This window comes from Deltaproteobacteria bacterium, assembly GCA_016875395.1.
Taxonomy (GTDB): Bacteria; Myxococcota_A; UBA9160; order UBA9160; family UBA6930; genus VGRF01.
In genome coordinates this window covers 1-25,154 of sequence record VGRF01000005.1, presented here as the reverse complement: position 1 = coordinate 25,154, position 25,154 = coordinate 1, and the positions used below count along the sequence as shown (strand labels likewise).

Genomic DNA, 25,154 nt, shown 5'->3' with positions numbered 1-25,154 from the left:
CGTGATCGACGAGACGTCGAAGGGGCTCGCCGCGTTCCTCTCGCAGCAGTGGGGCAAGCAGGTCGCGATCGAGAACATGACGCAGGCCTCGGCGGGCGCGCGGCGGCGCAACATGCTGTTCGACGCGGTCGCGGGCGGCGAGCGCACGAAGCTCGTCGCCACGATCGTGCCGTTCGCGGCGATGCAGCTGAACCCGATCGAGGTGGAGGCCTCGAACCTGCAGCTCGCCGAGGCCGCGGGCATGCCGGTGCCGCACGTGCACTTCGCGACCAGCGACACGTCGTGTGTCGGCGGACCGTTCTTCATCACGACGCAGATCGCGGGCGAGACGATTCCGCGCCAAGTGCTGCGCCTCGTCGAGAAGACGCCGGGCCTCGGCGCGAAGATGGCGCGGCAATGCGGTGCCGCGCTCGCGCGCCTTCACTCCGCCGACGCCGCGAGAGCGCACCCGCTCGTGCCGCGGCCAGCGGGGCATCCGCTCGAGACCGCGCTCGCGGTATCGCGCCGCTCGATCGACGAGTTGTTGCAGCCTTCGCCCGCGTTCACGCTTTGCTTAAACTGGCTGAAGCGCAACATCCCGCCGGCGCCGAAGCGCATCACCGTCGTTCACGGCGACTTCCGCAACGGCAACCTCATCGTCGGCGCTGACGGACTGCGCGCCTCGCTCGACTGGGAAGGCTGCCACCTCGGCGATCCGATGGAGGACTGCGGCTGGGTCGTGCAGCGCATGTGGCGCTTCCGCAATGACGCGCTCGAAGTCGGCGGCTTCGGATCGGTGGCCGACATGCGCGCGGGCTATCAGGAAGCGGGCGGCGAGTGGGACGAGGCGCGGTTTCAATGGTGGAAGGCGCAGGGGACGCTGCGCTGGGGCCTCGGGCTCGCGGGCCAAGCGAAGCAGCACCTCGATGGCTCGGTGCCCTCGATCGTGCTCGCGGCTTCCGGGCGGCGCGTGGCGGAGCTCGAGTACGACACGCTGATGCTGCTGAGGCGGGGGTTCGGGGCTTAGCGGGAGCGAGTTGTTACTGAGGATCGGCGGCGTCGAAGACTCGCCGCCGAGGAGTCGGAGAAGACGCGGCTCGTTCGTGGTCCCGCTCGGGGCGGGAGGGGGCCGTGGCGCTGCGGGCCTTCACTTGGGTGCAGTGCAGCCGGTGAGAGGTGCGGGCATTCGGGTGGGTGATGCGCGTCCGCCCGCGCGCCGGTTGGCTGGAGGTGTGGGCGTACGCGGGTGCCCGACGTGCGCACGCGCAGCGAGGCGTGCCTCCCGGGTGATGGCTACGGCCCTCCGCGCCAGACCCCCCGTCCCGCCCCTGCGCTCCTCGGGGGTGCGGTCTCGTGCCGCGATCTCGCTTGTTAGGTCGCGCAGCGTTGGGCGTGGGGGTGGGTGAATCCAGGGCGCCATCGAGGCGCCCTGGATTCACTTTCGAGTTGGGCGAGGGCGTAGTTGCGGCGGCGGGCGCTCCTAAGACCTCAGAACGGATTCGCGCTCGCTTCGGGCGTGAACTTCAGGTAGCCGACGCTGACGCCGGCTCTCCAGCCGACGCCGACGCGGATGACGGCGAGCGCGGTGTCGCCGATTTGGTTGTAGTTGAGGCCGGCGCCGCCCACGAAGTAGAGGCTGCCGTCGACGGCGGGGTAGCGCTGGAAGAGGTCCTGCGTGCTCTTCAGGTTGTAGACCATGATGAAGGTCTTCGCGGCGTTGCCGCCCGCGTCGAAGCCGAGCGACGGGCTCTGCCAGTAGATCTTGCGCTGGCCGCCGCCGGCGTAGGAGAGCTGGCCTTTGCCGTAGCGCAGGCCGAACACGACCGCGCCGCCGCCTTCTTCGCCGCGGATGATCGCGTTGGGTCGGCCGTAGCTCTTGAAGGCGCGCGCGATCAGCTCGCCGATGCCTTCGGCGCCTTCACCGAACACGCCCTCGGCTTGGCGCAGCACGGTGTCTTCGGAGTAGGTGCTGTTGCCGACGGTGCGATCTTCGTTGCGCTGCGCCTGGCTGCCGCCGCCGCTCGAGGCGCAGCCGGCCATGACAACCATGCCGATCAAGATGCCGATGCCGAACGCTCGCGATCTGGTCGCACGCATGAGCTCACCCACGTGATGGGGAGAGCTTCACGTCGCGCCTTTGCCGCGCAAGGCCTCGACCTCTTCCCAGCTGTAGCCGGCGTCGAGCAAGATCTCTTCGGTGTTGGCGCCGAGCTCGGGAGGCGGCCCCGAGACTGTGACTGGCGTCTCAGAAAGGCCGATCGGCGAGCCCACGATCTTGATCCTGCCGAGATCGGGGTGCTGCATGTGCGTCAGGTAGCCGTTCTCGGCGGCCTGCTCGCTGGCCAGAATTTCCTGATAACTCGCGACGGGCGCGGCCAGCACGTCGATCGCGGTGAGGCGCTCCATCCAGTCCGCCGTCGTGCGCGTGGGGAAGATCTCGTCGAGCACTTTCGCGGTGGCGTAGCCGTGATAGTTCCGCGTCACGTTGTCGTGCGCGGGGTCGTCGCGCAGATGCGCGATGCCCATCGCGTCGCAGAACGAGGGCCAGCGCTTGTCGTCGACGCCCGCGAGGCAGATGTGCCCGTCCTTCGTCGCGAACGCGCCCCACACGCCGTGAAGAAACTGGTGGCCGCGCCCGGCGCGCGGCGTCTCGAGGCCCGAGAGCGAGCTGAAGTTCAGCTCCATCGGCTGCAGGGCGAGCACCGTCCCGTAGATCGAGACGTCCACGCGCTGGCCGCGGCCCGTGCGCTCGCGAGCGAACAGCGCGGCGAGAATCCCTGATAACAGCGTGAGCGCGCCCGAGTGATCGGCGACGAGCGCGCCCGCCGCGTGCGGCTCGCCCGAGTCGGGCCCCGTCTTCGCCATCAGGCCGCCGACGGCCTGCGCGAGCGTGTCGCGGCTCGGCCGCGTCCTCCACGGCCCGCGCGGTCCCCACGACGAGCCCTGCGCGAACACGAGGCGCGGGTTGCGGCGCTGCAGCTCGTCCCAGGGAAAGCCGAGGCGGTCGAGCACGCCGGGGCGGTAGTTGGTGACGAGCACGTCGGCGCGCTCGACGAGACGCCAGAGCACTTCCTTCGCCGCCGCGTTCTTCAGGTCGAGCGTGATGCTCTTCTTGCCGCGATTCATCGCGAGGAAGTAGTGGCTGAACTCGGGATTCTCCGCGCCGGTCGGGGCGATCAGCTTGATCTTCATGTGGCGCGAGAGATCACCGACCTTCGGCGTCTCGACCTTGATGACTTCGGCGCCGAGGTCGGCGAGGTGCATCGCCGCGTACGGGCCTTGGATCTCCTGCGCGATCTCGACGACGCGGATGCCGTCTAGCGGTCCGGGCATGGCAAGCCTCCTCCACGACGGCGCCGATGCTACGCCTGCTGCGACGGCGCTGCCGCGAGCCGAACCGAGCTGAGTCGACGGATTCAGGCCGCGCGCGCGATCTCGCGCTCGATGCCGTCGAAGAAGCCCCACCACGCGGCGAGCGATTGGCGCACCGCCGCGCGAATGCGCGCGCGCACCTCATCGCCGTTCGCATGGCGGCCCACCGCGTGATCGCCGACGTCGGCGTGATCGCGATCGGCGATCTCGTGCACGTCCCAGAACGAGACGGCCTCTTTCGAGAGCCCGTAGTGCTTCTCGAGCGCGCGCGCGAACGGGCCGAATGCGCCGGGCACCTGCCCTTCGGCCGAGAGCTGGATCGCGGCGGCGCCTTCGAGGAACGGGCGGTTGCGCGTCGAGTTCTCGAACCAGTGGATCAGCGCTGCGGTGGACGGCAGCGGCTCGCTGGTTGTTAGGGACTCCCAGGGCACGCCGACCGCCGCGGCGAACAGGCCGAACAGGCGCGGGTGCGGGAGGTTGCAGCCCGAGATTCGCCCCGTCTCTTCTTCGTACACGCTCTCGGCGAGCTCGTGGCGCAGATCCGAGTACGGACAATTCGCGTGGAGCGCCGAGACTGCGCGGGGAAACTCGTTCACCTGCAGGTAGAACTGGCGCGCGAAGATCTTCAGCCCCTCGCGCGAGACTTTGCCTGCGGCGATCGCGTGCCAGAGTGGATGACCACCGAAGCTGCGGCGGGCGCGGATCTCCGTAACGAGCTCGTCGATGAATGCGCGGTTCGAGGCGTCCATGTGCGCGAAGCTATCACGGCGCCTCCGCGAGCTGCTTCAGCCGCGCGAGCCGCGCGGCCTCGTCGCGCACGAGCCACGCGTCTCGGGAGAGCAGGCGGTGCGCATCGGCGAAGTGCGCGCGCGCCTCGGTGCCGCGGCCGAGCGCGAGTAAGCACTCGGCGATCTCCTCGTGCACGAAGCCGTCTTCGCTGCCGGCGGCGCGGTGCCCCGCGAGCAGCGCGAGCTGCTGCGGCAGCGCTTCCTCGCAGCGCCCGAGCGAACGCAGCGCGCGCGCCACGCTCCAGCGCGCGATGCGCACTTCATTCGCACCCCCGCGCGCCTCGAAGAGCGGCACGGCGCGCTCGAAAGTGGCGAGCGCCTCGGCGTACTCGCCGCGGTCGTGGTGCGCCCAGGCGAGGTTGTTCGTGAGCGGCGCGAGCCAGCGCCTCGCGCGCTCGTCGCGCGTTCGCGACACGCGCTCGATCGCGCGGGTGTGCGCCGCAACCTGCTCCTCCAGCGGCGCCACGATCGCGAGCATGTGGAGCGCGTCGCACGCGAGAAACTCCTCGCCCGCGGCGTCCGCCTCCGCGAGCGCGCGCTCGAGCTCGGGACGCGACTCCGCTGCCTTCCCGCTCGAACGCAGCACACGGCCGCGTTCGAGATGCAGCCGCGCGCGGATGCGCGGCGAGGCCCTCCCCTGCCGCGTGTTCAGCCTCGCCTCGACGCGATCGAGCTCCGCGTGCGCTTCCTCGAAGCGTTGCTGCAAGCCGAGCGCGCGCGCGAGCTGAGTGCGCGTCTCCAGGGACGCATCCGCGTCGTCCGCGATCTCGACGAGGCGCGCGCGAAAGCGGGCCTCGCTCTCGGCGGGTTTGTCGTAGTCCCACAGCGAGTCGAGATCGGCGAGCGGCAGCGCCATGCATCCTCCGAGCAGCGCGGCGAACGCGAGCGTCCGCAACGAGTACGCGGCGCTCATTCGCGGAACAGGTGCTCGTAGCGCAGCGCCTCGCCGCGCTCCCACGGGCGGTACGTGTTGCAGAAGTCGATGCGCTCGCCGAGCGAGGGATGCGAGCCGCGCAGCCACTGCACCCACGCGTCGGGACGCGGGTAGCCGAGGTTGCTCGCCTGCATCGCGACGTACGCCTCCGCGCACGCGCGGTTGTCGCGCGTGATCTCGAGGCCGAAGCGGTCGGACTCGCGCTCGTTGTGGCGCGAGTAGGCGAGTGCCGCGGGCATCAGCAGCGGACCGAGCAGCGCGGCGAAGAGCATCGCGAGCGGCAGCAGCGCCGCGGGATCGGCGAGGCCGCGCAGGCCGAGCTTCGCGCCGCGGCGGCGCACCACGGCGCTCGCGGCGAGGTGGATCAGCAGCAGCGCGAACGTCAGCAGCGCGGAGTAGACGACGATGCCGCGCACGACGTGCCCCAACACGTAGTGGCCCATCTCGTGACCCATCACCACCAGCACTTGCTCGGGGGCGAGCTTCGCGAGCAGCGTGTCCCACAGCACGATGCGCTTGGTCGAGCCGAATCCCGTGACGTAGGCGTTCACCGCGTTCGTGTCTGCGCTCTTGTTCACCTCGTACACGCGCGCGCCCTCGATCCCCGCGCGCTCGGCGAGCGCGAGGATGCGCGCCTCGAGCTGCGGGCTCTTCATCGCGCCGAAGTCGTCCGTGAGCGGGTCGATCGCGATCGGCTTCACGAACACGACGAGCGTCACGAACGGCACGAGCAGCGCGCCGGTCGCGAGCCACCACAGCCGCGGCAGCTTGCGCACGAGCAGCACCGGCACCCAGATCACGAGCATCCCGACGAGCGCCTCGACGCCGAGGCCGATCGCGCGCTCGCGCAGCCACACCGTGAGCGACTGGTTCGAGAGCCCGTACTCGTGAAGCCGCACGAAGCCGCGGTAGTACGAGAACGGGAGCGAGAGCAGCCAGTCGGCCGCGACGTACGCGACGAAGAACAGACCCGCGACGAGCGGCCACCACTTCACCGCGCGCTCGATGCGCGAGCGCAGCGCGACGGCGAGGCCGCTCCACAGGATCAGCGCGGGGATCGCCGCATCGATCGCAATGCTCGCGGCCAAAACCCAATGACTCGTGCGATAGAGCCGCACCGCCTCGGGCGTCGGCTCTGGCACGGCGACCGGCTCGCGCAGCTCGGCCAGCTCTTGCTCCATCAGCGGAAGGCGCGCGGCGGTGGATTCCTGCGCGAACGCCGTGCTCGCGAGCAGCACGACCGAGGCGAGCAGTGCGAGAGCGAGCGAACGGCGCATCGGCGCAGTCTATCTGCGCGGCTCGCTGCGGCGTCGATGTAGAGTGCTCGAATGAGCGCAGCACAGAGGACCGATCCGGCAAGTCAACCTGTCGCCAGCGCCCTGAGCGCGGGGCGCGTGCCGGTCCGCCAGCTCTTCTCGTACGCGGCGCTCGAATTGCCCGTCATGGGCGCGCTCAACCTAATGACTCTGTTCCTCGGCTTCCGCTACGCAGAGCTCGGGGTCGCGCTCGGCGACGTCGCGTTGATCGTGCTCGTCGCGCGCCTGCTCGACGTCGCGATCGACCCCGCGGTCGGCTTCCTCTCCGATCGCACGCGCGCGCGCCTCGGCCGCCGCAAGACTTGGGTGATCGCGGGCACGCCCGTGTACATGCTCGCGGTGTGGCGCCTGTTCGTACCGCCCAGCGAGGTCGACGCGACCTACTTCGCGACTTGGATGGTCCTGTTCTGGCTCGGATTCTCGATGATCAACATCCCCTACTACGCCTGGGGCGCGGAGCTCTCTCCCGACTATCACGAGCGCACGCGCATAACGACTTGGCGCACGTTCGCCGGCTCGGGCGGCTTCTGGGTCGGCGTCACGGTGCCGACGCTCGTACTCGGGATGGATCCGAAGCCCGGGCCCGCACTCGAGCTCGTCGCCACCTACACCGCGGTGCTGCTGCCCGTCGCGATGCTCGGGATCGCGTTCTTCGTGCCCGACACCGGGCAGGGCGCCGCCTCGATCCCCGTGCTGAAGGGCCTGCGCGTGATGCTGAGCAACGGGCCGTTCCTGCGCCTGCTGGCGGCCTTCACCATCGTCGGCCTCGGCCCGGCGCTGCAGGGCGTGATGTACCCGTTCTTCGTTCGCCACATCGTCGGCTCCGCCGGCGCCGGCATGTCGAACCTGATCGCGTACATCCCCTTCGTGATGGGCGGGATCGTGCTGTGGGGCCTGCTCGCGAAGCGCATGGAGAAGCACCAGGCGTGGATGTGCGGCATGGCATTCATGGTGTTCGCGACGTCGCTCTACATGCTCGTCGGGCATGGCGAAGAGAAGCTGATGCTCGCGGTCCTGATGACTTCGGGCATCGGCTCCGGCGCGCTCACGGCGTTGCCCTCGTCGATGAAGGCCGACGTGGTGGACCTCGACGCGATCGAGAGCGGCGAAGACCGCGCAGGGCTGTTCTTCGCGGCGTGGTCGCTCGCGGTGAAGGCGATCGTCGCGCTCGGGCAGTTCATCGCGTTCGGCTCGCTCGCGCTGATCGGCTTTCAGACCGATGGCGTGAACCCGCCCGACAAGCTGCTCGGCCTGCGCATCTTCTACTCCGCCGGCCCCGGCGTGCTCTATCTGATCGGGCTGCTTCTGGTGTGGAACTACCCGATCACTTCCGCCCGCCACGCGCAGCTTCGCGCGGAGCTCGCCGCGCGGCGCCCCTGACCCCCTAACAACTCGGGAGAATCGCCATGGATCTCGCCGTTCCGATCACCGGCCTCTACGCGGGCATTCAGGCCATCCTCGGCTTCGCGCTCTCTGCCGGCATCGGCCCCACGCGCGGGAAGCTCGGCATCTCGATCGGCGACGGCGGCAACGCCGACTTGCTGCTGAAGATTCGCCGCCACGGCAACTGGGCGGAGAACGTGCCGCTCGCGCTGCTCCTGATCGGCCTGCTCGAGCTGAACGGCGCGGGCAGCACGCTGCTGCACGGCCTCGGCGCGGCGCTGCTCGCCGCGCGCATCGCGCACCCGCTCGGGCTGAAGAAGGACAAGGTGAACGAGCCGCTGCGCATCGGCGGCGCCGTGCTGACGGGCCTCGTCACGATGGTCGCGGCCATCGCGCTGATCGTGAAGGCGTTGTAACGCGCATGCCGGGCAAGTTCGACTCCGTCTTCCGGCCCGGCCTGTTCGCAGGCAAGGTCGTGCTCGTCACGGGCGGCGGCACCGGCCTCGGGCGCTGCACGGCGCACGAGCTCGCGTCGCTCGGCGCGCAGGTCGTGATCGCTGCGCGCAGGCAAGAGCTGCTCGACAAGACCGCGCAGGAGATCGCCGACGCCGGCGGCAAGTGCAGCACCGTCTCGGTGAACATCCGCGACGAGAAAGCGATCGAGGCGATGATCGCCGAAGTATTAGGGCGGCACGGTCGCCTCGATGGGCTCGTGAACAACGCGGGAGGGCAGTTCGTCGCGCCGCTCGCGGAGATGTCGCCGAACGGCTGGCGCACCGTGATCGACCTCAACCTGAACGGCACCTACCTCGTCTCGCGCGCCGCCTATCGCGCGTGGATGCAGAGCCACGGCGGCGCGATCGTGAACATGCTCGCCGACATCTGGACGGGCTATCCGGGCATGGGCCACATGTCCGCCGCGCGCGCGGGCATCGAGAACATGACGTTCACCATGTCGATGGAGTGGGCGCGCAGCGACGTGCGCGTGAACTGCATCGCGCCCGGCACGATCCTGTCGAACGGGATGCTCACCTACACACCCGACGTGCAGCAGCGCACCGCCGACGAAGCCGTGCGTCAGCCCGCCGCACGCCTCGGCACCGAGAGCGAAGTCTCCGCCGCGATCGTGTTCCTGCTCTCGCCGGCGGCGGCATTCATCACGGGCGAGACGATCAAGGTCGACGGCGGTGCGCAGTTCCAGAAATTCCGCCTGATCGAGCCCGGTGGCCACGCGGGCCTCACGCCGTGGAACGGGTTCCACCTGACCACCGACTTCTCCGGCTCGCCTTACCAGCGCTTTACGAAGAAGCCCGACGGTACGTAGCGCCGGAGTTGCCTCTCGCGAAGCGCTCGCCTTCGCGCCCGGTGCGAATCCCCGCGGCGGCGCGCGCGTCTCACCTACGGCAGCGCGGAGGTAATTCCCCCGCAGCGGCGTGGCAGGAGCCCTCGCAGGATGCGGCAGCAACCCCCACTCCCACGTGCAGTTCCACGTGAGCGCGCTCAGCCGGCTTCACGAGCGCAGCGGACTGCCACACGGAAGCCCCTCGCAGCCACCTATGTATGGGCCCGCGCGACCCTCGCGCCCGGCGCGGGTTGCACGGTCCAAGCGTCCGGCATCGCAGAATCAAGCTCACGCATGGCCGCCGATCCCACCCTCACGACTGCTGCGCGAACCGAAGCGCTCGCGACGACGCGGCGCGGATGGCGTCCCCCCTTGTGGATGTGGCTCGCGCTCGCCGCGGGCGCGAGCGCTTGCGGGCGTCGCGTACGAAGCGCGCTCGTCTACGCTGCAGTCGCTGCTCGCAACGCGGTACGCAGAGAAGCTCACGCACGACGTGGTGCCCGGTGCAAGCCGCAGCATCGCGTTCCCGAACGCCGGCCCGTACGACACGCGCCTCGGCTACTCGCGCATTCCCACCTTCGCGGAGGCGCTCTGGCTAGATGGCTTCGCGATCGCGTCGCAAGCGAGCTTCTCGCCGGAGCTGCGCGAAGCCGAACGCCTCGGCCTGACGCCGCCCTACGCCGAGAAGGACGCCGCCGGCCTGCGCCTGCTCGATGCGCACGGGGACACGCTCTTCGCGTTCGAGGACCCGGGCTTCCGCTTCGAGAGCTTCGAGGCGATCCCGGACGTGTTGTTACGGAGCCTGCTCTACGTCGAGAACCGCGAGCTGCTCGGCGCAGATCGGCCTTACGCGAACCCGGCCGTCGAATGGGACCGCCTGGCGCGCGCCGCGCTCGATCTCGGCGGGAGGCGGCTCGGCGCCGGCGGCAACGTGCCGGGCGGCAGCACGCTCGCGACGCAGATCGAGAAGTACCGCCACTCGCCGGGCGGGCTCACCTCGGAGCCGCGCGAGAAGCTGCGACAGATCGCGTCGGCTAGCGTGCGCGCCTACGCGCAGGGGCGCGACACGACCTCGCAGCGCCGCGCGCTGGCGCTCACGTACCTGAACACGCTGCCGCTCTCGGCGACGCCCGAGTGGGGCGAAGTGTTCGGCGTGGGCGACGGACTGCGCGCTTACTACGACGCCGACCCCGCGCGCGTGGCCGAGCTGCTGCGCGCCTCCCCCGACAACTTGGACGACGCGGCTGCGCGCGGCCTCGCGTTCCGGCAGGCGCTCTCGCTCGTGCTCTCGGCGCGTCGCCCCACGGGCCTTCTGCACGGCGACGAAACCGCGCTGAACGAGCTCGCCGCGCAGCACCTGCGCGCGCTCGCGCGCGACGGGGTGATCACACCCGAGCTGCGCGACGCCGCGCTCGCGGCAGCGCTGCGCTTCGCGCGCGGCCACCGCGACATGGAGGCGGTCGCTGCGGGCAAGGGCGTGACGAGGCTGCGCGCCTGGCTCGGCACGACGCTCGGCGCGTCGCCGTACGAGCTCGATCGCCTCGATCTCAGCGTCGCGACCACGCTCGACGCGCGCGCGCAGGCGGAGGTGACGCGGCGCCTGCGCGAGCTCGCGAGCCCCACTGCGGTCGAGGCGCTCGGCCTGCGCCAGAAGAACGCGCTCGCGAGCGGCGACCCGGCGGGCGTCGTCTACGCCTTCACCCTCTACGAGCAGACGCCGCGCGGGAACTTGTTACGGGTGCACGCCGACAGCCTCGGCGCCGAGCTCGACGTGAACGACGGCATCAAGCTCGACCTCGGCTCCACCGCGAAGCTGCGCACGCTCGTCAGCTACCTCGAGGTGTTCGCCGAGCTGCACGCCGAGCACGCGGGCAAGAGCCCGAAAGATCTCGCTGCGCTGCGCGACTCGCTCTATGCGAGCCATCTCCCCGACCCGCTCACCGAGTTCGCGGTGTCGGAGCTGGCGGCGAACCCGGAGCTCACGCTGCCCGAGCTGCTCGAAGCCGCGCTCGATGGCCGCTACTCCGCGAGCCCGCACGAGCGCTTCTTCACCGGCGGCGGTGTGCACCACTTCGCGAACTTCGACGCGAGCGACAACACGCGCGTGCTGAGCGTGCGCGAGGCGTTCCGGCGCTCGGTGAACCTGCCCTTCGTGCGCATGATGCGCGACCTCGCGCGCTACGAGGCTGCGCGCATCGCGCGCGCCGAGACGCCCGCGGAGCGCCACAGCGCGCTGCTGCGCTACGCGGATCAGGAGGGGCGCAGCATCGTCGCGAGCGCGCATCGCCGGCTCGCGGACGCCTCGCGTCACGAGCTGATCTCGCGCCTCGTCGCGCGCAAGCAGCCGACACCGAAGCGTGTCGCGACGATCCTGCGCAGCGTGAACCCGAGCGGCGAGCGCGCCTGGTTCGAGGCCGAGCTGCTCGCGCGCGCGCCGCAGGCGATCGCGCTCAGCGCCGACGCGCGCCGCCGGCTCTACGAAGTGCTCGATCCCGCGGAGCTGAGCCTCTCCGACCGCGGCTGGCTCGCGGGCGTGCAGCCGCTCGAGCTGTGGACCGCGCAGCAGCTCTGGGCGAACCCCGCCGCGTCGCGCGCAGACCTGATCACTGCCGGCGACCGTGCGCGGCTCGAAGCCTCGGAGTGGCTGTTCAAGACGAAGAACGAGCGCGCGCGCGAGCGCCGCCTCCACGAGCTGCGCGAGCAGGACGCGTTCCTGCGCATCCACGAGCGCTGGGTGCGCGTGGGCTACCCGTTCGACTCGCTGGTGCCCTCGTACGCGACCGCGATCGGCTCCTCCGCCGATCGCCCCGCGACGCTCGCCGAGCTGATGGGCATCCTCGCCTCGGGCGGTGTTCGCTTCGGCGAGCGCCGCGTCGAAGCGCTCGCCTTCGCGACCGCGACGCCGTACGAGACGAACTTCGCAGCAGGCGACGTGAATGCCGTGCGCGTGCTGAACGAAGATGTCGCGCGCGCGGTGCGCGGCGCGCTCGGCGACGTCGTCGCGAACGGCACCGCGCGCCGCGTCGCGAAGACGTTCGAGAGCGCGGACGGCGCGCTCATCCCGATCGCGGGCAAGACGGGCACCGGCGACCACCGCTTCAAGACCTTCTCGCGCGGCGGCGTGAAGACCGGCGAGCGCGTGCTGAACCGGTCGGCCGTGTTCACGTTCATCATCGGCGAACGCCACTTCGGCGTCGTCACCGCGTACGTCGCGGGCGAATCCGCCGCCGAATACAAGTTCACGAGCGCGCTGCCGCTGGAAGTGCTGCGTGCGCTCTCGCCGGCGATCGCCCCGCTCGTGGGGGCCGCGCCGATCGCGAGCGACGCGCTCGCGGCGCCGGAGCGAATCGCGGCGCACTGAGGCACACGACGTTCGCTTCGAGCTATCTCCGCGCGATGACGTCCGATGAGATTCGCGCGCACCTCGAGCGCATCGTCGCGTCGCGCGAGAACGTGAAGAGTGCGGGCGGTACGTGGCCCGCGAAGCGCGATCTGGCGGCGGCGCTGCGTGGCCTGCTCGCGGAGATCTCCGCGACGGCTGCAAACGAAGCGGAGATCCGCGCGATCGCGGCGCAGGTGCGGGATGCGGCGCGCATGTTTCAGGCTGCGGGACACGCGCAGCTCGATCTCGCGCCGCGCGACGGCATGTACGCCGGCATGGAGAACTTTCACGATCGCGGTCCGATCGTCGGTCTCGCAAACCCGATGGCCGCGCCGCTCGACCTACGCCTCGACCTCGAGGCGAACGTCGTGCACGGGCGCGCGACGTACGGCGCCGCGCACGAGGGCGCGCCCGGCCTCCTGCACGGCGGCATCCTCGCGGCCGCGTTCGACGAGTTGTTGGGGTACGCGACGAGCTTTTCCGGCCACCCCGGCATGACGCGCGAGCTCACCGTCCGCTACGAGCGCCCGACGCCGCTGCACGTGGAGCTCGTGTTCACGGGGCGCCTCGAGCGCAGCGAGGGCCGGCGGCTGTTCCTCTCCGCCGATTGCGAAGCGAACGGCGTGCGCACCAGCACCGCGCATGGCTTGTTCATCCAGGTCGGCGGCGAGAAGTTTGCGGAGCTCGCACGGAGCAAGAAGCCGCCCGGCACCTTAGCGTGAGCCGCGCGCGCGTCGTCTCGGTCGATCTCGCGTACAAGCGATACGTCGACATCGGCGTGTGCGTGATCGAACGCCGCGCGCGAGGAATTCGCGCCGACTTCGTCGCGCTCGCACGCGACGAGAGCGAAGCCCCGACGCCGCAGCACGTCGCGGCGCTGTGCGCGCAGCTCGCCGAGGCGCGCGGCGCGGAGTTGCTGCTGCTCGACGGCCCGCAGGCATGGAAGCATCCCGCGAATCCGAGCCCGCACTCGCGCACCTGCGACCGCGCGGTTCACGCGCCCGCGAAGGTGGGTGCGCCGGGCGAGGTGAAGCCGCGGCCGTACACCGCGTTCGTCGAGTTCTCGGTCGCCGTGTTCGACGCGCTGCACGCACTCGGCTGGCCGCGCCTCGCGGACTCGAAGGCGACGCGGCGGCGCGCGGTCGAAGTGTTCCCGCACCTCGCGTGGAAGCGCCTCGGGATGGAGCCGCTGCCCGCGAAGGCGAAGTGCACCGAGCAGCGACTGCGCGCAAAGCACCGCGAGATCTGCACGCGGCTCGCGATCGAGACGAACCGCACACCGAGCCACGACGAGCTGCAGGCGCTCGTCGCCGGCGTCGCGGGCCTCGCGCTGCTCGAGGGCGCGCGCGACGGCTACGGGCTCGCGGGCGAGGAGCCGACGCGCGTCGAGGGAATCTGGCGCGAGGGCTTCGTGCTCGCGCCGAGCCCGCGGGCGTAGTGCGAGGGCGCGCGCTGCTACCCAGTGCGAATGCGAAGGGCGGAGATCGCATCGGGCATCGCGCTGCCGATCCTCGCGGGCCCGCTGCGAGGAATGCGCTGGCTACCTGCGAGCGGCGGCAAAGTCGCGCGCATGCTGCTCGGCACGTACGAAGCGGAACAGGCGCGACGCTTCGCCGCGTGTCTGCGCGCCGGCGACCACGCGCTCGATGTCGGCGCAGCGGCGGGCTTCTACGCGCTGCTCGCCGCGCGCCGAGTCGGCGCCAGTGGCCGCGTGATCGCGTGCGAGCCCGACGCGACGAATCTCGGCTTTCTGCGCGCACACACCGCGCGAAACGCGCTCGAGCAGATCGAGATCCTCCCCTGCGCGCTCTCCGACCGCATCGGCCGCGCGCGCTTCGCGAGAGCGGGAAGCGGCCGCGGGCGCCTCGACGCGCGCGGCGATGCCGAGGTCGAGCTGCGCACGATCGACGAGATCGCGAGCGAGCGAGCGCTGCGACCGCGCTGCATCAAGATCGACGTCGAAGGCGCCGAGCTCGAGGTGCTGCGCGGCGGCGAGCGCACGCTGCGCGCGCACGAGCCCGTGCTCTTCCTCTCCACCCACGACCGCGCGAACCCTGGCGTCGAAGCGCGCTGCTGCGAGTCGCTCTCGAAGCTCGGCTACGCGATCGAACGAATCGGGCCCGGCGAGCTGGTGTGCTCGCCACCGATCTGATCCGCGCGCAGAGCGTCAGTAGCTCCACTCCTCGTGAGCCAGGGGCGCCGCGCTCAACTCGCCTCGGAGCGCTCGCCAGTGCGGGAGGTGTCGATCGAGCGTCTGGATGAATCGCGGACCATGACTGCGATCGATCCTGACGAAGTCCGGCTGCTCCTTCGCCTTCTGCTCCTTCGACTCGACCAGCAGCCGCGGCTTCGCGGCGTCCTTCCAGCCGGCCTCGGCGATCAGGTAGACGTCGTCTTTGAGCGTCGTCTCCCAGTACGTCATCAGGTGCTGGTAGACATCGTAGGCATCGAGCAGCGGCGCCTTGGCGAAGCCTTCGAGCAGCGCCTCGGAGAGCGTCTCGATCAGCGCCTTCGGGTTCGCGCCTTTCTCGATCGCGCGCAGGCGCGGCGCGTGCGCCTTCCGCCAGCTCGCGAACAGCGCACTCGCGCCGGCATTGAACGCGCCGAACTCCGGGTGCGCGAAGATGGCGGCCTTCACCTCCGCGATCGGCAGCTTCAAGCGGAGATAGCCCGCGCGCCCGGCAGACTCGAAGAGCAGCGCGCGCACCGCTGGCAGCACTTCCCAGTAGCGGCTCAGCGCATCGACGTCGCGCTCGGGGATGCCGCCGCGCAGGTGGCCGTCGATGTCTTGCAGATCCTCGGGCTCGCTGCTGTCGATGTAGCGCGGCAGGTTCAGGTTGAAGTCGTTCTTCGGATCGCTGATCTCGGCGAGCGGCACCATGCGCGCATAGCGCGGCGTTTCGAGCTGGCGCGTGAAGGCGTCGACGATCCGGTGAATGTCCTGCGCGCGCAGCCGGTTCTTGTTGCCGTCCTTCACGAAGCCGCGCGAGGCGTCGATCATGAAGACGCCTTTGCGGGCCGCGGCTCCTCGCTTATCGACGACGACGATGCAGGCGGGAATGCCGGTGCCGTATAACAGATTTGCCGGCAGCCCGATGATGCCCTCGATGTAGCCGCGCCGGACGACTTCGCGTCGGATCGCGGCCTCGGTGCCGCCGCGGAAGAGCACGCCGTGCGGCAGGATGATCGCGCCGCGCCCGCTGCTCTTCAGCGACGCGAGCAGGTGCAGGAAGAACGCGTAGTCGCCGTTCTTCGCCGGCGGCACGCCGAACGCGAAACGCCCGAACTCGTCGTGCTCTGGATTGAAGCCGCTGGTCCAGGCCTTTGTGGAGAACGGCGGATTCGCGACCGCGAAGTCGAACGTCTTGAGCCCGCCGCTCTTCGCGTCGCGATAGTGCGGATTCGCGAGGGTGCTGCTGCCGGCCGGCGCGACGTCCGCGGTCGCGTGGCCGTGCAGAATCATGTTCATCTTCGCGAGCGCGCGCGTCGCGTTGTCTTTTTCCTGCCCGTAGATCGTGATGCCGCGCGGCGCTTCGTCGGCCGCCTTGATCAAGAGCGAGCCCGAGCCGCACGTGGGGTCGTAGATCGTCGCGGCCTGATCCTTCGCCGCGCCGACCCCGATGACTTTCGCGATCACCCGCGAGACTTCCGCCGGCGTGTAGAACTGGCCCTTGCTCTTGCCGGACTCCGTCGCGAAGTGGCGCATGAGGTACTCGTACGCGTCGCCGAGCAGGTCGTCGCCGTCCGCGCGATTCGCGCGAAAGTCGAGCGCCGAGTTCTCGAAGATCGCCACCAGGTTGGTGAGGCGATCCACCATCTCCTTGCCGCTGCCGAGCTTGGTCGGGTCGTCGAAGTCCGCGACGTCGATCACGCCGCGCAGATCGTTCGCCTCGGCGAGCTTCGAGATGATGGTGTTCATCTTCTCGCCGATCGCCTTGTCGCTCTTCAGCGCGACCATGTCGGCGAAGCCGCCGCCCTTCGGCACGTCGAGCAGGAAGTCCTTCTGGCTCGCCGCCTTGTCCGAGACGTACTTCACGAACAAGAGGACGAGCACGTAGTCCTTGTACTGCGACGCATCCATGCCGCCGCGCAGCTCGTCGCAGCTCTTCCAGATGGAGGAGTAGAGCTCGGATTTCTTCAGCGGCACAGTATGCGTCTCCAGCGATCGAGGCGATTCTACGAGCAGAGCAGGCGCTTCGTCGCCACAGAAATCAACGGGCCCGGTGAGCTGGTGTGCTCGCCGGGCCCATTGGGTCCGCAGACCTAACTACTTCAGCTTGATTCCCGCCCTCTCCGCCTGCTTCTTCAGCTCGAGCTTCGCGACGGTGCGGCGGTGCACTTCGTCGGGGCCGTCGGCGAGGCGCAGCGTGCGCATCGACGCCCAGGTCTTGCCGAGGCCGAAGTCGTCGGTGACGCCGACGCCGCCGTGGGCCTGGATCGCGTCGTCGATGATCGCGAGGGCCATCACGGGCGCCTTCACCTTGATCATCGCGATCTCGGCGCGCGCGACCTTGTTGCCGACCGTGTCCATCATGTAGGCGGCCTTCAGCGTGAGCAGGCGCGCGCACTCGATCTCGATGCGCGCGTTCGCGATGCGCTCCTCCCACACCGAGTGCTCGTAGATCTTCTTGCCGAACGCGGTGCGAGTCATCAGGCGCTGACACATCTTCTCGAGCGCGCGCTCGGCGACGCCGATCACGCGCATGCAGTGGTGGATGCGACCCGGGCCGAGGCGGCCCTGCGCGATCTCGAAGCCGCGACCTTCGCCGAGCAGGATGTGGTCCGCCGGCACGCGCACGTTGTCGAACGTGACTTCGCCGTGGCCGTGCGGCGCATCGTCGTAGCCGAACACGGGCATGTAGCGCTCGACCTTGATGCCCTTCGTGTTTCGCGGCACGACGATCATCGACTGCTGCGCGTGGATCGACGCGCTGGTGTCGCTCTTGCCCATCACGATCAGCACTTCGCAGCGCGGATCCATGATGCCGCTCGTCCACCACTTGCGGCCGTTGATGACGTAGTCGCCGCCGTCGCGCTTGATCTCGGTCGCGATGTTGGTCGCGTCCGACGACGCCACCGCGGGCTCGGTCATCGCGTAGGCGCTGCGGATCTTTCCGTCGAGCAGCGGCTCGAGCCAGCGCTTCTTCAGCTCCGGGCTCGCGTAGCGCTCGAACACTTCCATGTTGCCGGTGTCGGGCGCGGCGCAGTTGAAGACTTCGCTCGCGAAGCCGACGCGGCCCATGATTTCGCAGAGCGGCGCGTACTCCATGTTCGTCAGGCCGGCGCCGTGCGAGGACTCGGGGAGGAAGAGGTTCCACAGGCCCTTGGCCTTCGCCTTCGCCTTCAGCTCTTCCATGAGCGGCGGGATCTGCCAGCGGTCCGCCTGCGCGGCGTGCTGCTCGTAGAACTTCTTCTCGTTGGGGTAGATGTGCTCGTCCATGAAGCCTTGGAGTTGCTTCATGAGGTATTTGGTTTTGTCGGTGTATTCGAATTGCATGGCGCGGCTCCTGTGCCAGGGATTTGTTGGAAGGGAGTGACGGTAGTACGGGCGGTTGCTGCGGTGCATCGGGGCCCGGGGCGAAGAGCGCGCGAGGTCGCGGACTCCTCGCGCGCGGAACTTGGCGCGGGGGGTGGTTGCTGGGGACTTCGTCTCGCTCGGGACGCCGCGCGGGGCGGGAGGGGGCCCTGGCGACTCCGGGCCTTCGCTTGGGTGCAGTGCAGCCGGCGAGATGTGCGGGCAGCGGGGTGGGTTATGCGCTTCCGCTCGCGCGCCGGTTGGCTGGGGATCTGGGCGTATGCGTGCGCCCGATTTGCGCACGCACATCGAGGTGTGCGGCGATCTCGCAGGCTACGGCCCTGCGCGCCAGACCCCCGGTCCCGCCCCGCGCTCCTTGCTGTGCGGCAGTGCCACCTCGTGGGTTGGGAGGACGTGCGCCGCCGCTGCGGCGTTGAGCCGCAGCGGCGGCGCTCTCTACCGAGGTGTGAGGGAGATGGTCGGCGTGTTCGCGTCAGCGAGGTTCACGAGCCCGCGCGTCGCGGACTCGCGCGGCGCGGGTGGGTTGCTGCTTCTAGTGCGGGTGCGGCGCTCGGCGCGTGCTGCTTGCTGTGCGTGGCGTGCTGCGCGCGAGTGATTAGGTGGCGAGCCACTTCAGGCAGTTCGTTCTCGCGAGTACGGCGTCGAGGTTCGTGCTTTTCGCCTGGGCGTACTTCGCGCGCAGCGTTTGGAGGGAGCGCGCGTGGTACTTCTGCGGCTTCTGGGTCCACTTGCCGCTGCCGAGCTCGACGCTGAACTCTTCGGCGTTCGCGGCGATGGCCTTTGCGTTGGCGTCGCTCCAGGGGAGGAAGATCGCGCCGACTTGTTGGGTCAGGAGTGGTTCGAGGGTGGGAGCGAGTGCCGCCCAGCTCTCGAACGCGCCGAGGGCTTTGGGATCGAGCATGCGCTGCACGTAGCCGGCGACGAGCGGGGCTTTGTCGCGCAGCCAGGCGCCGGCGGTGGGGTCGGTCCAGCACTCGTAGAGCTGGGGCCACACGCCGAAGTCGGCGAAGCCGGGGCGCGCGCCTAACAAGTAGGGGCGCGCGGCGAGGTGGGCTTCGAGCAGTGCGAGGGTATCGAGGTAGGACTGCTCGATCTGCGGGGCGGTCTCGGCGTTCGAGCCGACGAACCACACGCGCGGGACCATGCGCTCCTTCACCATCGCCGCAGCCTTCGCGAGCGCGTCGCCGCTGGCGCCGCCCGTCATGTCGCGCGCGATGCGCTCCGCGCTGGAGTCTTGGTCGGCGGGGCGCGCCCAGCGCAGGTGGAACATCCACTTGTTGCCCCACTCGTCGCCCCACTCTTCGAGCAGCGCGGAGACGAACGCGGCGACGGGATCGGCGGGGTGAATGCTCGGCTGCGGGAACTGCGCCTCGATCGTCTCGAGGATCGGCGTCGAATCCTGCAGGCCCTTGTCGTCGGGCGTAACAACCAGCGGGATCAGCGGCAGCTTGGCGTGCTTTGCGTACTCGGCCTGATTCGCGGGGCCGCGCACGTTCCAGTCGTGCGGGATCGCCTTGTAGCGGAAGTACGAGCGCACCTTCACGGAGTACGGGGACATTTCGGAGCCGTAGATCTGGAATCGCGCGCTCATGGGGTTCTCCTGCGAACGAGGGCGAACGAGTATGCCATCCTCGTTTGTCGCGCGTTTTCGTCGCTGCGCGCGGAAGGAGTCGTGATGGCGGAGAAGCCCGCACTGCCCTCGGGCCTGGTCGCGTTCGTGAAGCGCGATTGCCCCACCTGCGTGCTCGTGGCGTCCGTGCTCGCGGAGATCGCTGCGAAGACGAAGATCACCGTCTACACGCAAGACGATCTCGCGTTTCCCGAGGGCCTCTCGCCCGAAGACGACACCGCGCTCGCGCGCTCGTGGCACTACGAGATCGAAGCGGTGCCGACGTTGTTACGGGTGGAGAGCGGCCAAGAGACGGGGCGCATTCTCGGCTGGCAGCGCGGCGAGTGGGAGCAATTCACGGGCGTGCGCGGGGTCGGCGCGGGATTGCCCGAGTGGCGGCCCGGCTGCGGCTCGCTCTCCGTCGACCCGGATCGCGTCGATGCGCTGCGCGCGAAGTACTCGGGCTCGAAGCTGCACGCGCGCCGCGTCGAGCTCGCAGCGCTGGAGGACGAGTTCGAGGCGGCTTTCGCGAAGGGCTGGACGGACGGCCTGCCCGTGGTGCCGCCCACCGAGGCGCGCGTGCTCGCGATGCTCGAAGGCACGACGCGCGCGCCGCAGGAAGTCGTCGCGACGGTGCCGCCGGACCTCGTGGAGTGCACGGTCGAGAAGATCGCGATCAACGCGGTGATGGCGGGCTGTAAGCCCGAGTACCTGCCCGTCGTGATCGCCGCGGTCGAAGCCGCCTGCAACGACACGTTCAACATTCACGGCGTGCTCGCGACGACGATGCCCGTCGGCCCCGTGATCGTCGTGAACGGCCCGATCGCGCGCGCGATCGGCATGAACGCGGGCAAGAACGTGTTTGGCCAGGGCAACCGCGCGAACCTGACGATCGGCCGCGCGCTCCAGCTGGTGGTTCGGAACGTGGGCGGCGGGCGGCCCGGCGACGTCGACCGCGCGACGTTCGGCAACCCCGGCAAGATCGCGTTCTGCTTCGCCGAGGACGAAGCGAACTCGCCGTGGGGTCCGCTCTCGGCGGACCTCGGCGCGCCGCAGGGCGCGAACACCGTGACGCTGTTCCCCGGCGAAGGGCCGCGCAGCATCGTCGACCAGCTCTCGCGCGATCCGGAATCGCTGTCGCGCACCTTCGCGCTGAACCTGCGCGCGGTGCACCACCCGAAGCTCGTGCTCGGCTTCGACGCGATCCTCGCGATCGGCCCCGAGCACGCGCGCATCTACCGCGAGGCGGGCTGGACGAAGCAGCGCGTCGCCGAACGCATCAACGAGCTGACGCGCGTGTCGGGCCACGAGCTCGCGCGCGGCGCCGGCGGCATCGCCGAAGGGCTTCCGTTCACCGGCGCGGCGCTCGACGCCGAGTTCCCGAAGTTCCGCCCGAACAACGGCCTCTTGATCGTGCAGTGCGGCGGCGGCGCCGGGCTCTTCTCCGCGGTGATCGGCGGCTGGGCGAACGGCGCGACGGGCTCGACGCCCGTGTGGCGCGAGATTCGCGCCTAACAACCGTCGCGAATGCGAAGCGCCCCACCGCCGCGAGGCGATGGGGCGCTCCTTCGAAAGCGAGCGAAGCGCGCTACTTCGCGCCCCAGTTGAACCCGAGTCGCACGCCGTAGGTGCGCGGCTGCAGCAAGCCGAAACCCTGCGCCGTGCCCGTCAGCGCGACCACGATGCCGCGCGGGTAGACGTACTTGTTCTCGAGGTTCTCTCCGAACGCCTCGACCCAGTAGCGCTGCTCCGGCTCGGACCAGCGGACTCGCACGTCGGTCTTCGTGTATGCGTCCACGATGTCCGCATCGGGGTTGTTGAATGGGCGCCGCCACGTGTCGGCGGTCCACGTGAACTCGAGCGTGGGTGTGATCACGCCGGCGCCCCCGAGATCCCAGCGATAGGTCGAGAGCAAAGAGAGCTTCCACTCCGGCGCATCCTCGAGCGTCCTGCCGGCGAGGTCTTGGTCACCAACCAAGTTGCGATCCTGGGGGCCGAGGCCCGCCTGTCGGGCCGCGCACGCCGGGTCCGGCGGCGGGGGCGTCAGCGTCAGGTTCACCAGCGGGTCGTTCGCGCACGCCTTGTCGATCTCAGCGGACAACCAGCCGATCGCGAAGCGGTTCGTCCAGTTGTCGACCAGATTGATGTCGAGCGTCGCGTCCGCGCCCCAGATCGTCGCTTTCTCTGCGTTGATGTTGAGGATCTGGGTGAACTGAATCATTGGCACTTGCAGATTCGAGTAGTCGTAGTGGAACGCCGAGAAGTTCGCGTTCAACCGACCGTCGAACCAAGACGTCTTGGCCCCACAATCTCCGTCGCGATGTTGGTCTCCGGCTGAACGACGTTCTGCCGGGCCGGGAAGACGCTGCCGCCGAAGCTCGACGCCGGCAGCACCTGCGTGAAGCCAGCCTTGTAGCCGCGTGCCCACTTCACGTAGACCATGTGGTCTTCGTTGATGAACCACTTCACGCTCGCGTCCAGGGTCGTCTCGCGGAAGGTGTTGTTCAGCCCGAGCAAGGGCGCTGCCACCGGGTCGAACGGCGTCGGATTCGGGTCCTCGTTGCGGCTGAACTCGTCGTGATTCCAACGCACGCCGAGGAAGATTTCGATCGGGTCGATCGGCTTGAGCACGACGTTCGCGAAGGGCGCGTAACCCTTGTCCTGCTGCGTGAGCGAGGCCCCCGAGATCGTCAGCGGCGTGAGCGTGTTGCGGACCTGATCGACCTTGTTGTTCACGTAGAAGAAGCCGAGGGTCCAGTTGAGCCACGACTCGTTGTTGGACTGGAAGCGCAACTCGAACGTTCGCTTGGTCTCAGGAAGCTGAGAGCTCTCGGTGTCGAGGGCGCCGTACGAGGTGGCGTCGGAGTCGGATAGCCCCTCGTTCTCGATGCGGCTGTATCCGGCGAGCGCGAACAGGTCGACATCACCGAACAGCGGCAGGCCCTCGAGGTTCCACTCGAGCCCGCCATCGACGCTCCAGATTTCCAGCCTGCCCGAGCCCAGGTCGAAGAGCCGCGAGTCCGATGCCCGTTCTCCCCTCGCGAACTCGGCGGCAGAGATGGGAGTGAAGAACTGGGGGTCGCGCACGAGCGGGGGCACGTTGAACGCAGGGAAGCCCTGCAACAGCAACAGCTCCGTCGCGGCGTTCAACGAGATTCCGGGGTTTTGCAGGCGGATGAATCCGATGATCGGGCGAAGTGGCGAGTTCTGGATCGCGGTTTTGAACTGAACGAAGCCACTCGCCCAGTCGAAGGGGAACGAGCCGAGTGCGCCGAACGGGAGAACACCCTGCGGCACGGTTCCGCGCGGAAGCAGCGAGACACCACCGGCGTAGCGCTTGTCGCTCTTCAGGTACGAGCCGCGCAGATCGAGACGCAGATTCTCCGTCGGCTGGGAAGTCAGATAGAGCCGCGAGTACCAGTCGTCCTTCGATCCGGCGCCCTCTCGCTCGGTGCCCGCTGGGTTGCGTACGGCGCCGTCTCCTACCTCGCGCGTCAGTACGAAGCGCGCGTTCAAGAGGTCGTTGTCTTCTCCCGAAAGCGGGATGTTGACGACACTTCGAAACTGGTAGTTGTCGAAACGAGGCGCGTAGGTGACGTCGCCCGTCACGCCCCAAGAGCTGTCGGGGCGACGCCACTCGATGTTGATCGCGCCGCCGTTCGCGTTGCGCCCGTAGAGCGTTCCCGAGGGCCCGAGCGCGATCGCGACGTTCTGGAGGTCGTAGAACTGCCCGACGTAGCTGAGGGAGTTGAACTGGTATACGCCGTTGATGTGGTAGGCCACGGGTGACTGCGAATCGAAGGCGACGCGTGCAACACCGCGGACCGAGATGTCGGTGTCTTCGCTCTTGACCGTCACGTTCGGCAGCAACCCGATCAGGTCGCCGACGTTCTCGATGTTCGCGCTCTCGATCGTGTCCTGATTGAAGGCGGCGACGTTTCCGCTGATGTCCTGCACGGATTCCGCGCGCTTCGTGATCGTGACGACGATCTCCTCGACCCCCTCGTCCGCGGGCGACGGTGCGGACTCGGGCGGAGCTTCGGGCGCCGGCGCGGGAGCCGCGTCCTGGGCGGACGCGATCGCCCCGGCCGCGAACGCGGCAAGAGTGGTTGTGGCGAGCTTCTGCAGCAGTCGCATCGAGTGCACCTCCGTGCCGCGGTCAGGGCGCATCCTGCCGGGCGGAAGCGGCACTGTGTCCAGGTCGGCACGCTTGGGTCAAGCCAAAAACCTGAAACGCGTTCTAGAAGGCGCGCCCGTTCGTCTCGGCGCGCACGCCGTGCCACCGTGGCCGCATGACGACGAGTCGGCGCGATCTCCCGGTGATCCTCGAGGCCGCGATCAACGGCGGCACCAGCCGCGAGAAGAACGCGAGCGTGCCGGTCACGCACGCCGAGATCGCGCGCGACGCGCTGCGCTGCTTCGAGCTGGGCGCGTCGATCGTGCATGCGCATAACAGCAGTTATGCGCTGAGCGGAGACGCCGCCGCGCAGGACTACCTCGCGGCGTGGCGCGGCGTTCTCGCCGCGAAGCCGGACGCGCTCTGGTACCCGACCCTCGCGGCCGGTCAGGGCATGGCCGGGATGCTCGCGCACCTCGAAGCGATCCAGCGCGAGGTGCCGCTGCGCCTCGCGGGCTGGGATCCCGGCTCGACCAACCTCGGCGGCCCGGGGCCCGACGGCCTGCCGGCGGGCGTCGTGTACGGCGTCTCGTACGACGACGTGAAGTACGCGTTCGCGTTCTGCGAGCGCCTCCGGCTCGGCCCGAGCCTCGGCATCTACGAGCCCGGCTCGCTCCGCACCACGCTCTTCTATCACCGCCGCGCGAAGCTCCCGCGCGGCACGCTCGTGAAGCTCTACTTCGGCGGCGACTACGGGATCTTCGCGATGCAACCGGGCGTGACGTTCGGGCTTCCACCGACGCTGAAGGCGCTCGACGCCTACCTAGAGATGCTCGAAGGCTCGGGCCTGCCGTGGTCGGTCTCGGTGTGGGGCGGCGACCTGATGGCGACGCCGGTCGCGCGCGCCGCGCTCGAACGCGGCGGCCACCTGCACGTCGGGATCGAGGAGTTCTACGCGCCGGGCCGCTCGCCCACGAACGAGGAACTGGTACGTGAGGCCGCCGCGCTGTGCGCCAAAGTGGGGCGCCCGCTCGCGACGTGCGCCGAGGCGGCGGCCATGCTCGGGCTGCCGTGAGTACGCGGCGGCGGACGCAGGCGGAAGACCGGGGACGTTCCGCAAGTGAGTAAAGCTGGAGTTTCTTTACTTACTTGCGGAATGTCCCCGCCGGCCACGTGCGCGAAGCCGCGGCGCTGTGCGCCGAAGTGGGTCGCCCGCTCGCGACGTGCGCCGAGGCGGCGGCCATGCTCGGGCTGCCGTGAGAGCGCGGCTGACCTGCTGGCATTTCTCGGACCAACGGTCTCTAGAGAACGGCCCCTGGTTGCTCTGTTGATCGACCTCGCGCGGCAAACTCTGCCGGCGTGAGATTGCCGAGACTCGAGTGCGGACGGACGGTGT

General features: G+C 69.4%; 20 protein-coding genes. 10 read left to right on the top strand and 10 right to left on the bottom strand.

Annotated features, from left to right (window positions below; translation table 11 throughout):
* The first annotated feature begins 4 nt into the window (after positions 1 to 4).
* Positions 5 to 1,006: a phosphotransferase family protein gene (locus FJ091_05785; protein ID MBM4382863.1), complete on the top strand. Its 1,002-nt coding sequence runs from the start codon at positions 5 to 7 to the stop codon at positions 1,004 to 1,006.
* Positions 1,007 to 1,467: 461 nt separating this feature from the next.
* Here the strand turns inward: FJ091_05785 and FJ091_05780 are convergent, their stop codons facing one another.
* The 5 genes from FJ091_05780 to FJ091_05760 all read right to left on the bottom strand — a co-directional run bounded on the left by FJ091_05780 (position 1,468) and on the right by FJ091_05760 (position 6,350).
* Positions 1,468 to 2,076 carry a DUF1134 domain-containing protein gene (locus tag FJ091_05780; protein MBM4382862.1) on the bottom strand — a complete coding sequence of 203 codons (609 nt, stop codon included), beginning with the start codon at positions 2,074 to 2,076 and terminating at the stop codon, positions 1,468 to 1,470.
* Positions 2,077 to 2,103: 27 nt separating this feature from the next.
* Positions 2,104 to 3,312, bottom strand: coding sequence for a CoA transferase (locus tag FJ091_05775; GenBank protein MBM4382861.1), 1,209 nt, complete (start codon positions 3,310 to 3,312; stop codon positions 2,104 to 2,106).
* An 83-nt stretch (positions 3,313 to 3,395) separates the two neighbouring features.
* On the bottom strand, positions 3,396 to 4,100 hold the full coding sequence (locus FJ091_05770) for an iron-containing redox enzyme family protein (GenBank protein MBM4382860.1): 705 nt from the start codon (positions 4,098 to 4,100) through the stop codon (positions 3,396 to 3,398).
* 13 nt (positions 4,101 to 4,113) lie between these two features.
* A complete protein-coding gene (locus tag FJ091_05765; GenBank protein ID MBM4382859.1) occupies positions 4,114 to 5,052 on the bottom strand; it encodes a tetratricopeptide repeat protein in 939 nt (312 codons plus the stop codon).
* On the bottom strand, positions 5,049 to 6,350 hold the full coding sequence (locus tag FJ091_05760) for a M48 family metallopeptidase (GenBank protein ID MBM4382858.1): 1,302 nt from the start codon (positions 6,348 to 6,350) through the stop codon (positions 5,049 to 5,051). Before FJ091_05760 ends, FJ091_05765 begins: the two co-directional genes overlap by 4 nt.
* A 117-nt stretch (positions 6,351 to 6,467) precedes the next feature.
* On the opposite strand from FJ091_05760, the gene FJ091_05755 reads away from it, so the two are divergent.
* The 7 genes from FJ091_05755 to FJ091_05725 all read left to right on the top strand — a co-directional run bounded on the left by FJ091_05755 (position 6,468) and on the right by FJ091_05725 (position 14,648).
* The gene (locus FJ091_05755) at positions 6,468 to 7,769 is read left to right on the top strand and encodes an MFS transporter (GenBank protein MBM4382857.1); all 1,302 of its coding nucleotides are present in this window, start codon (positions 6,468 to 6,470) and stop codon (positions 7,767 to 7,769) included.
* Between the two features lie 26 nt (positions 7,770 to 7,795).
* Positions 7,796 to 8,188 (top strand): MAPEG family protein, encoded by a 393-nt coding sequence (locus FJ091_05750; protein ID MBM4382856.1) that lies wholly within the window; start codon positions 7,796 to 7,798, stop codon positions 8,186 to 8,188.
* Between the two features lie 5 nt (positions 8,189 to 8,193).
* Positions 8,194 to 9,096: an SDR family oxidoreductase gene (locus tag FJ091_05745; protein ID MBM4382855.1), complete on the top strand. Its 903-nt coding sequence runs from the start codon at positions 8,194 to 8,196 to the stop codon at positions 9,094 to 9,096.
* A gap of 511 nt (positions 9,097 to 9,607) precedes the next feature.
* Positions 9,608 to 12,475, top strand: a complete 2,868-nt coding sequence (locus FJ091_05740; protein ID MBM4382854.1) for a transglycosylase domain-containing protein — start codon at positions 9,608 to 9,610, stop codon at positions 12,473 to 12,475.
* Positions 12,476 to 12,510: 35 nt separating this feature from the next.
* Positions 12,511 to 13,218 (top strand): PaaI family thioesterase, encoded by a 708-nt coding sequence (locus tag FJ091_05735; GenBank protein MBM4382853.1) that lies wholly within the window; start codon positions 12,511 to 12,513, stop codon positions 13,216 to 13,218.
* Positions 13,215 to 13,934 (top strand): DUF429 domain-containing protein, encoded by a 720-nt coding sequence (locus FJ091_05730; protein ID MBM4382852.1) that lies wholly within the window; start codon positions 13,215 to 13,217, stop codon positions 13,932 to 13,934. The genes FJ091_05735 and FJ091_05730 overlap by 4 nt, the downstream gene beginning before the upstream one ends.
* Before the next feature lie 30 nt (positions 13,935 to 13,964).
* Entirely contained in the window at positions 13,965 to 14,648 is a 684-nt protein-coding gene (locus FJ091_05725; GenBank protein ID MBM4382851.1) for an FkbM family methyltransferase, read from the top strand.
* A gap of 15 nt (positions 14,649 to 14,663) precedes the next feature.
* Here FJ091_05725 and FJ091_05720 read toward each other — a convergent pair whose 3' ends face one another.
* The 3 genes from FJ091_05720 to FJ091_05710 form a co-directional block, all read right to left on the bottom strand.
* Entirely contained in the window at positions 14,664 to 16,643 is a 1,980-nt protein-coding gene (locus FJ091_05720; GenBank protein MBM4382850.1) for an N-6 DNA methylase, read from the bottom strand.
* A gap of 120 nt (positions 16,644 to 16,763) precedes the next feature.
* Entirely contained in the window at positions 16,764 to 17,993 is a 1,230-nt protein-coding gene (locus FJ091_05715) for an acyl-CoA dehydrogenase family protein (GenBank protein MBM4382849.1), read from the bottom strand.
* Positions 17,994 to 18,627: 634 nt separating this feature from the next.
* Entirely contained in the window at positions 18,628 to 19,623 is a 996-nt protein-coding gene (locus FJ091_05710; GenBank protein MBM4382848.1) for a glutathione S-transferase family protein, read from the bottom strand.
* Between the two features lie 84 nt (positions 19,624 to 19,707).
* Between FJ091_05710 and FJ091_05705 the strand changes: the two genes are divergently transcribed.
* Complete coding sequence (locus FJ091_05705) at positions 19,708 to 21,156, top strand: thioredoxin family protein (protein ID MBM4382847.1); 1,449 nt, start codon at positions 19,708 to 19,710, stop codon at positions 21,154 to 21,156.
* 73 nt (positions 21,157 to 21,229) lie between these two features.
* Here the strand turns inward: FJ091_05705 and FJ091_05700 are convergent, their stop codons facing one another.
* Positions 21,230 to 21,916: a TonB-dependent receptor gene (locus tag FJ091_05700; protein MBM4382846.1), complete on the bottom strand. Its 687-nt coding sequence runs from the start codon at positions 21,914 to 21,916 to the stop codon at positions 21,230 to 21,232.
* Positions 21,913 to 23,778, bottom strand: coding sequence for a TonB-dependent receptor (locus FJ091_05695; GenBank protein MBM4382845.1), 1,866 nt, complete (start codon positions 23,776 to 23,778; stop codon positions 21,913 to 21,915). The genes FJ091_05700 and FJ091_05695 overlap by 4 nt, the downstream gene beginning before the upstream one ends.
* 182 nt (positions 23,779 to 23,960) lie before the next feature.
* Here FJ091_05695 and FJ091_05690 point away from each other — a divergent pair, with 182 nt between their 5' ends.
* Positions 23,961 to 24,833, top strand: a complete 873-nt coding sequence (locus tag FJ091_05690; GenBank protein ID MBM4382844.1) for a 3-keto-5-aminohexanoate cleavage protein — start codon at positions 23,961 to 23,963, stop codon at positions 24,831 to 24,833.
* Positions 24,834 to 25,154: the final 321 nt, after the last annotated feature.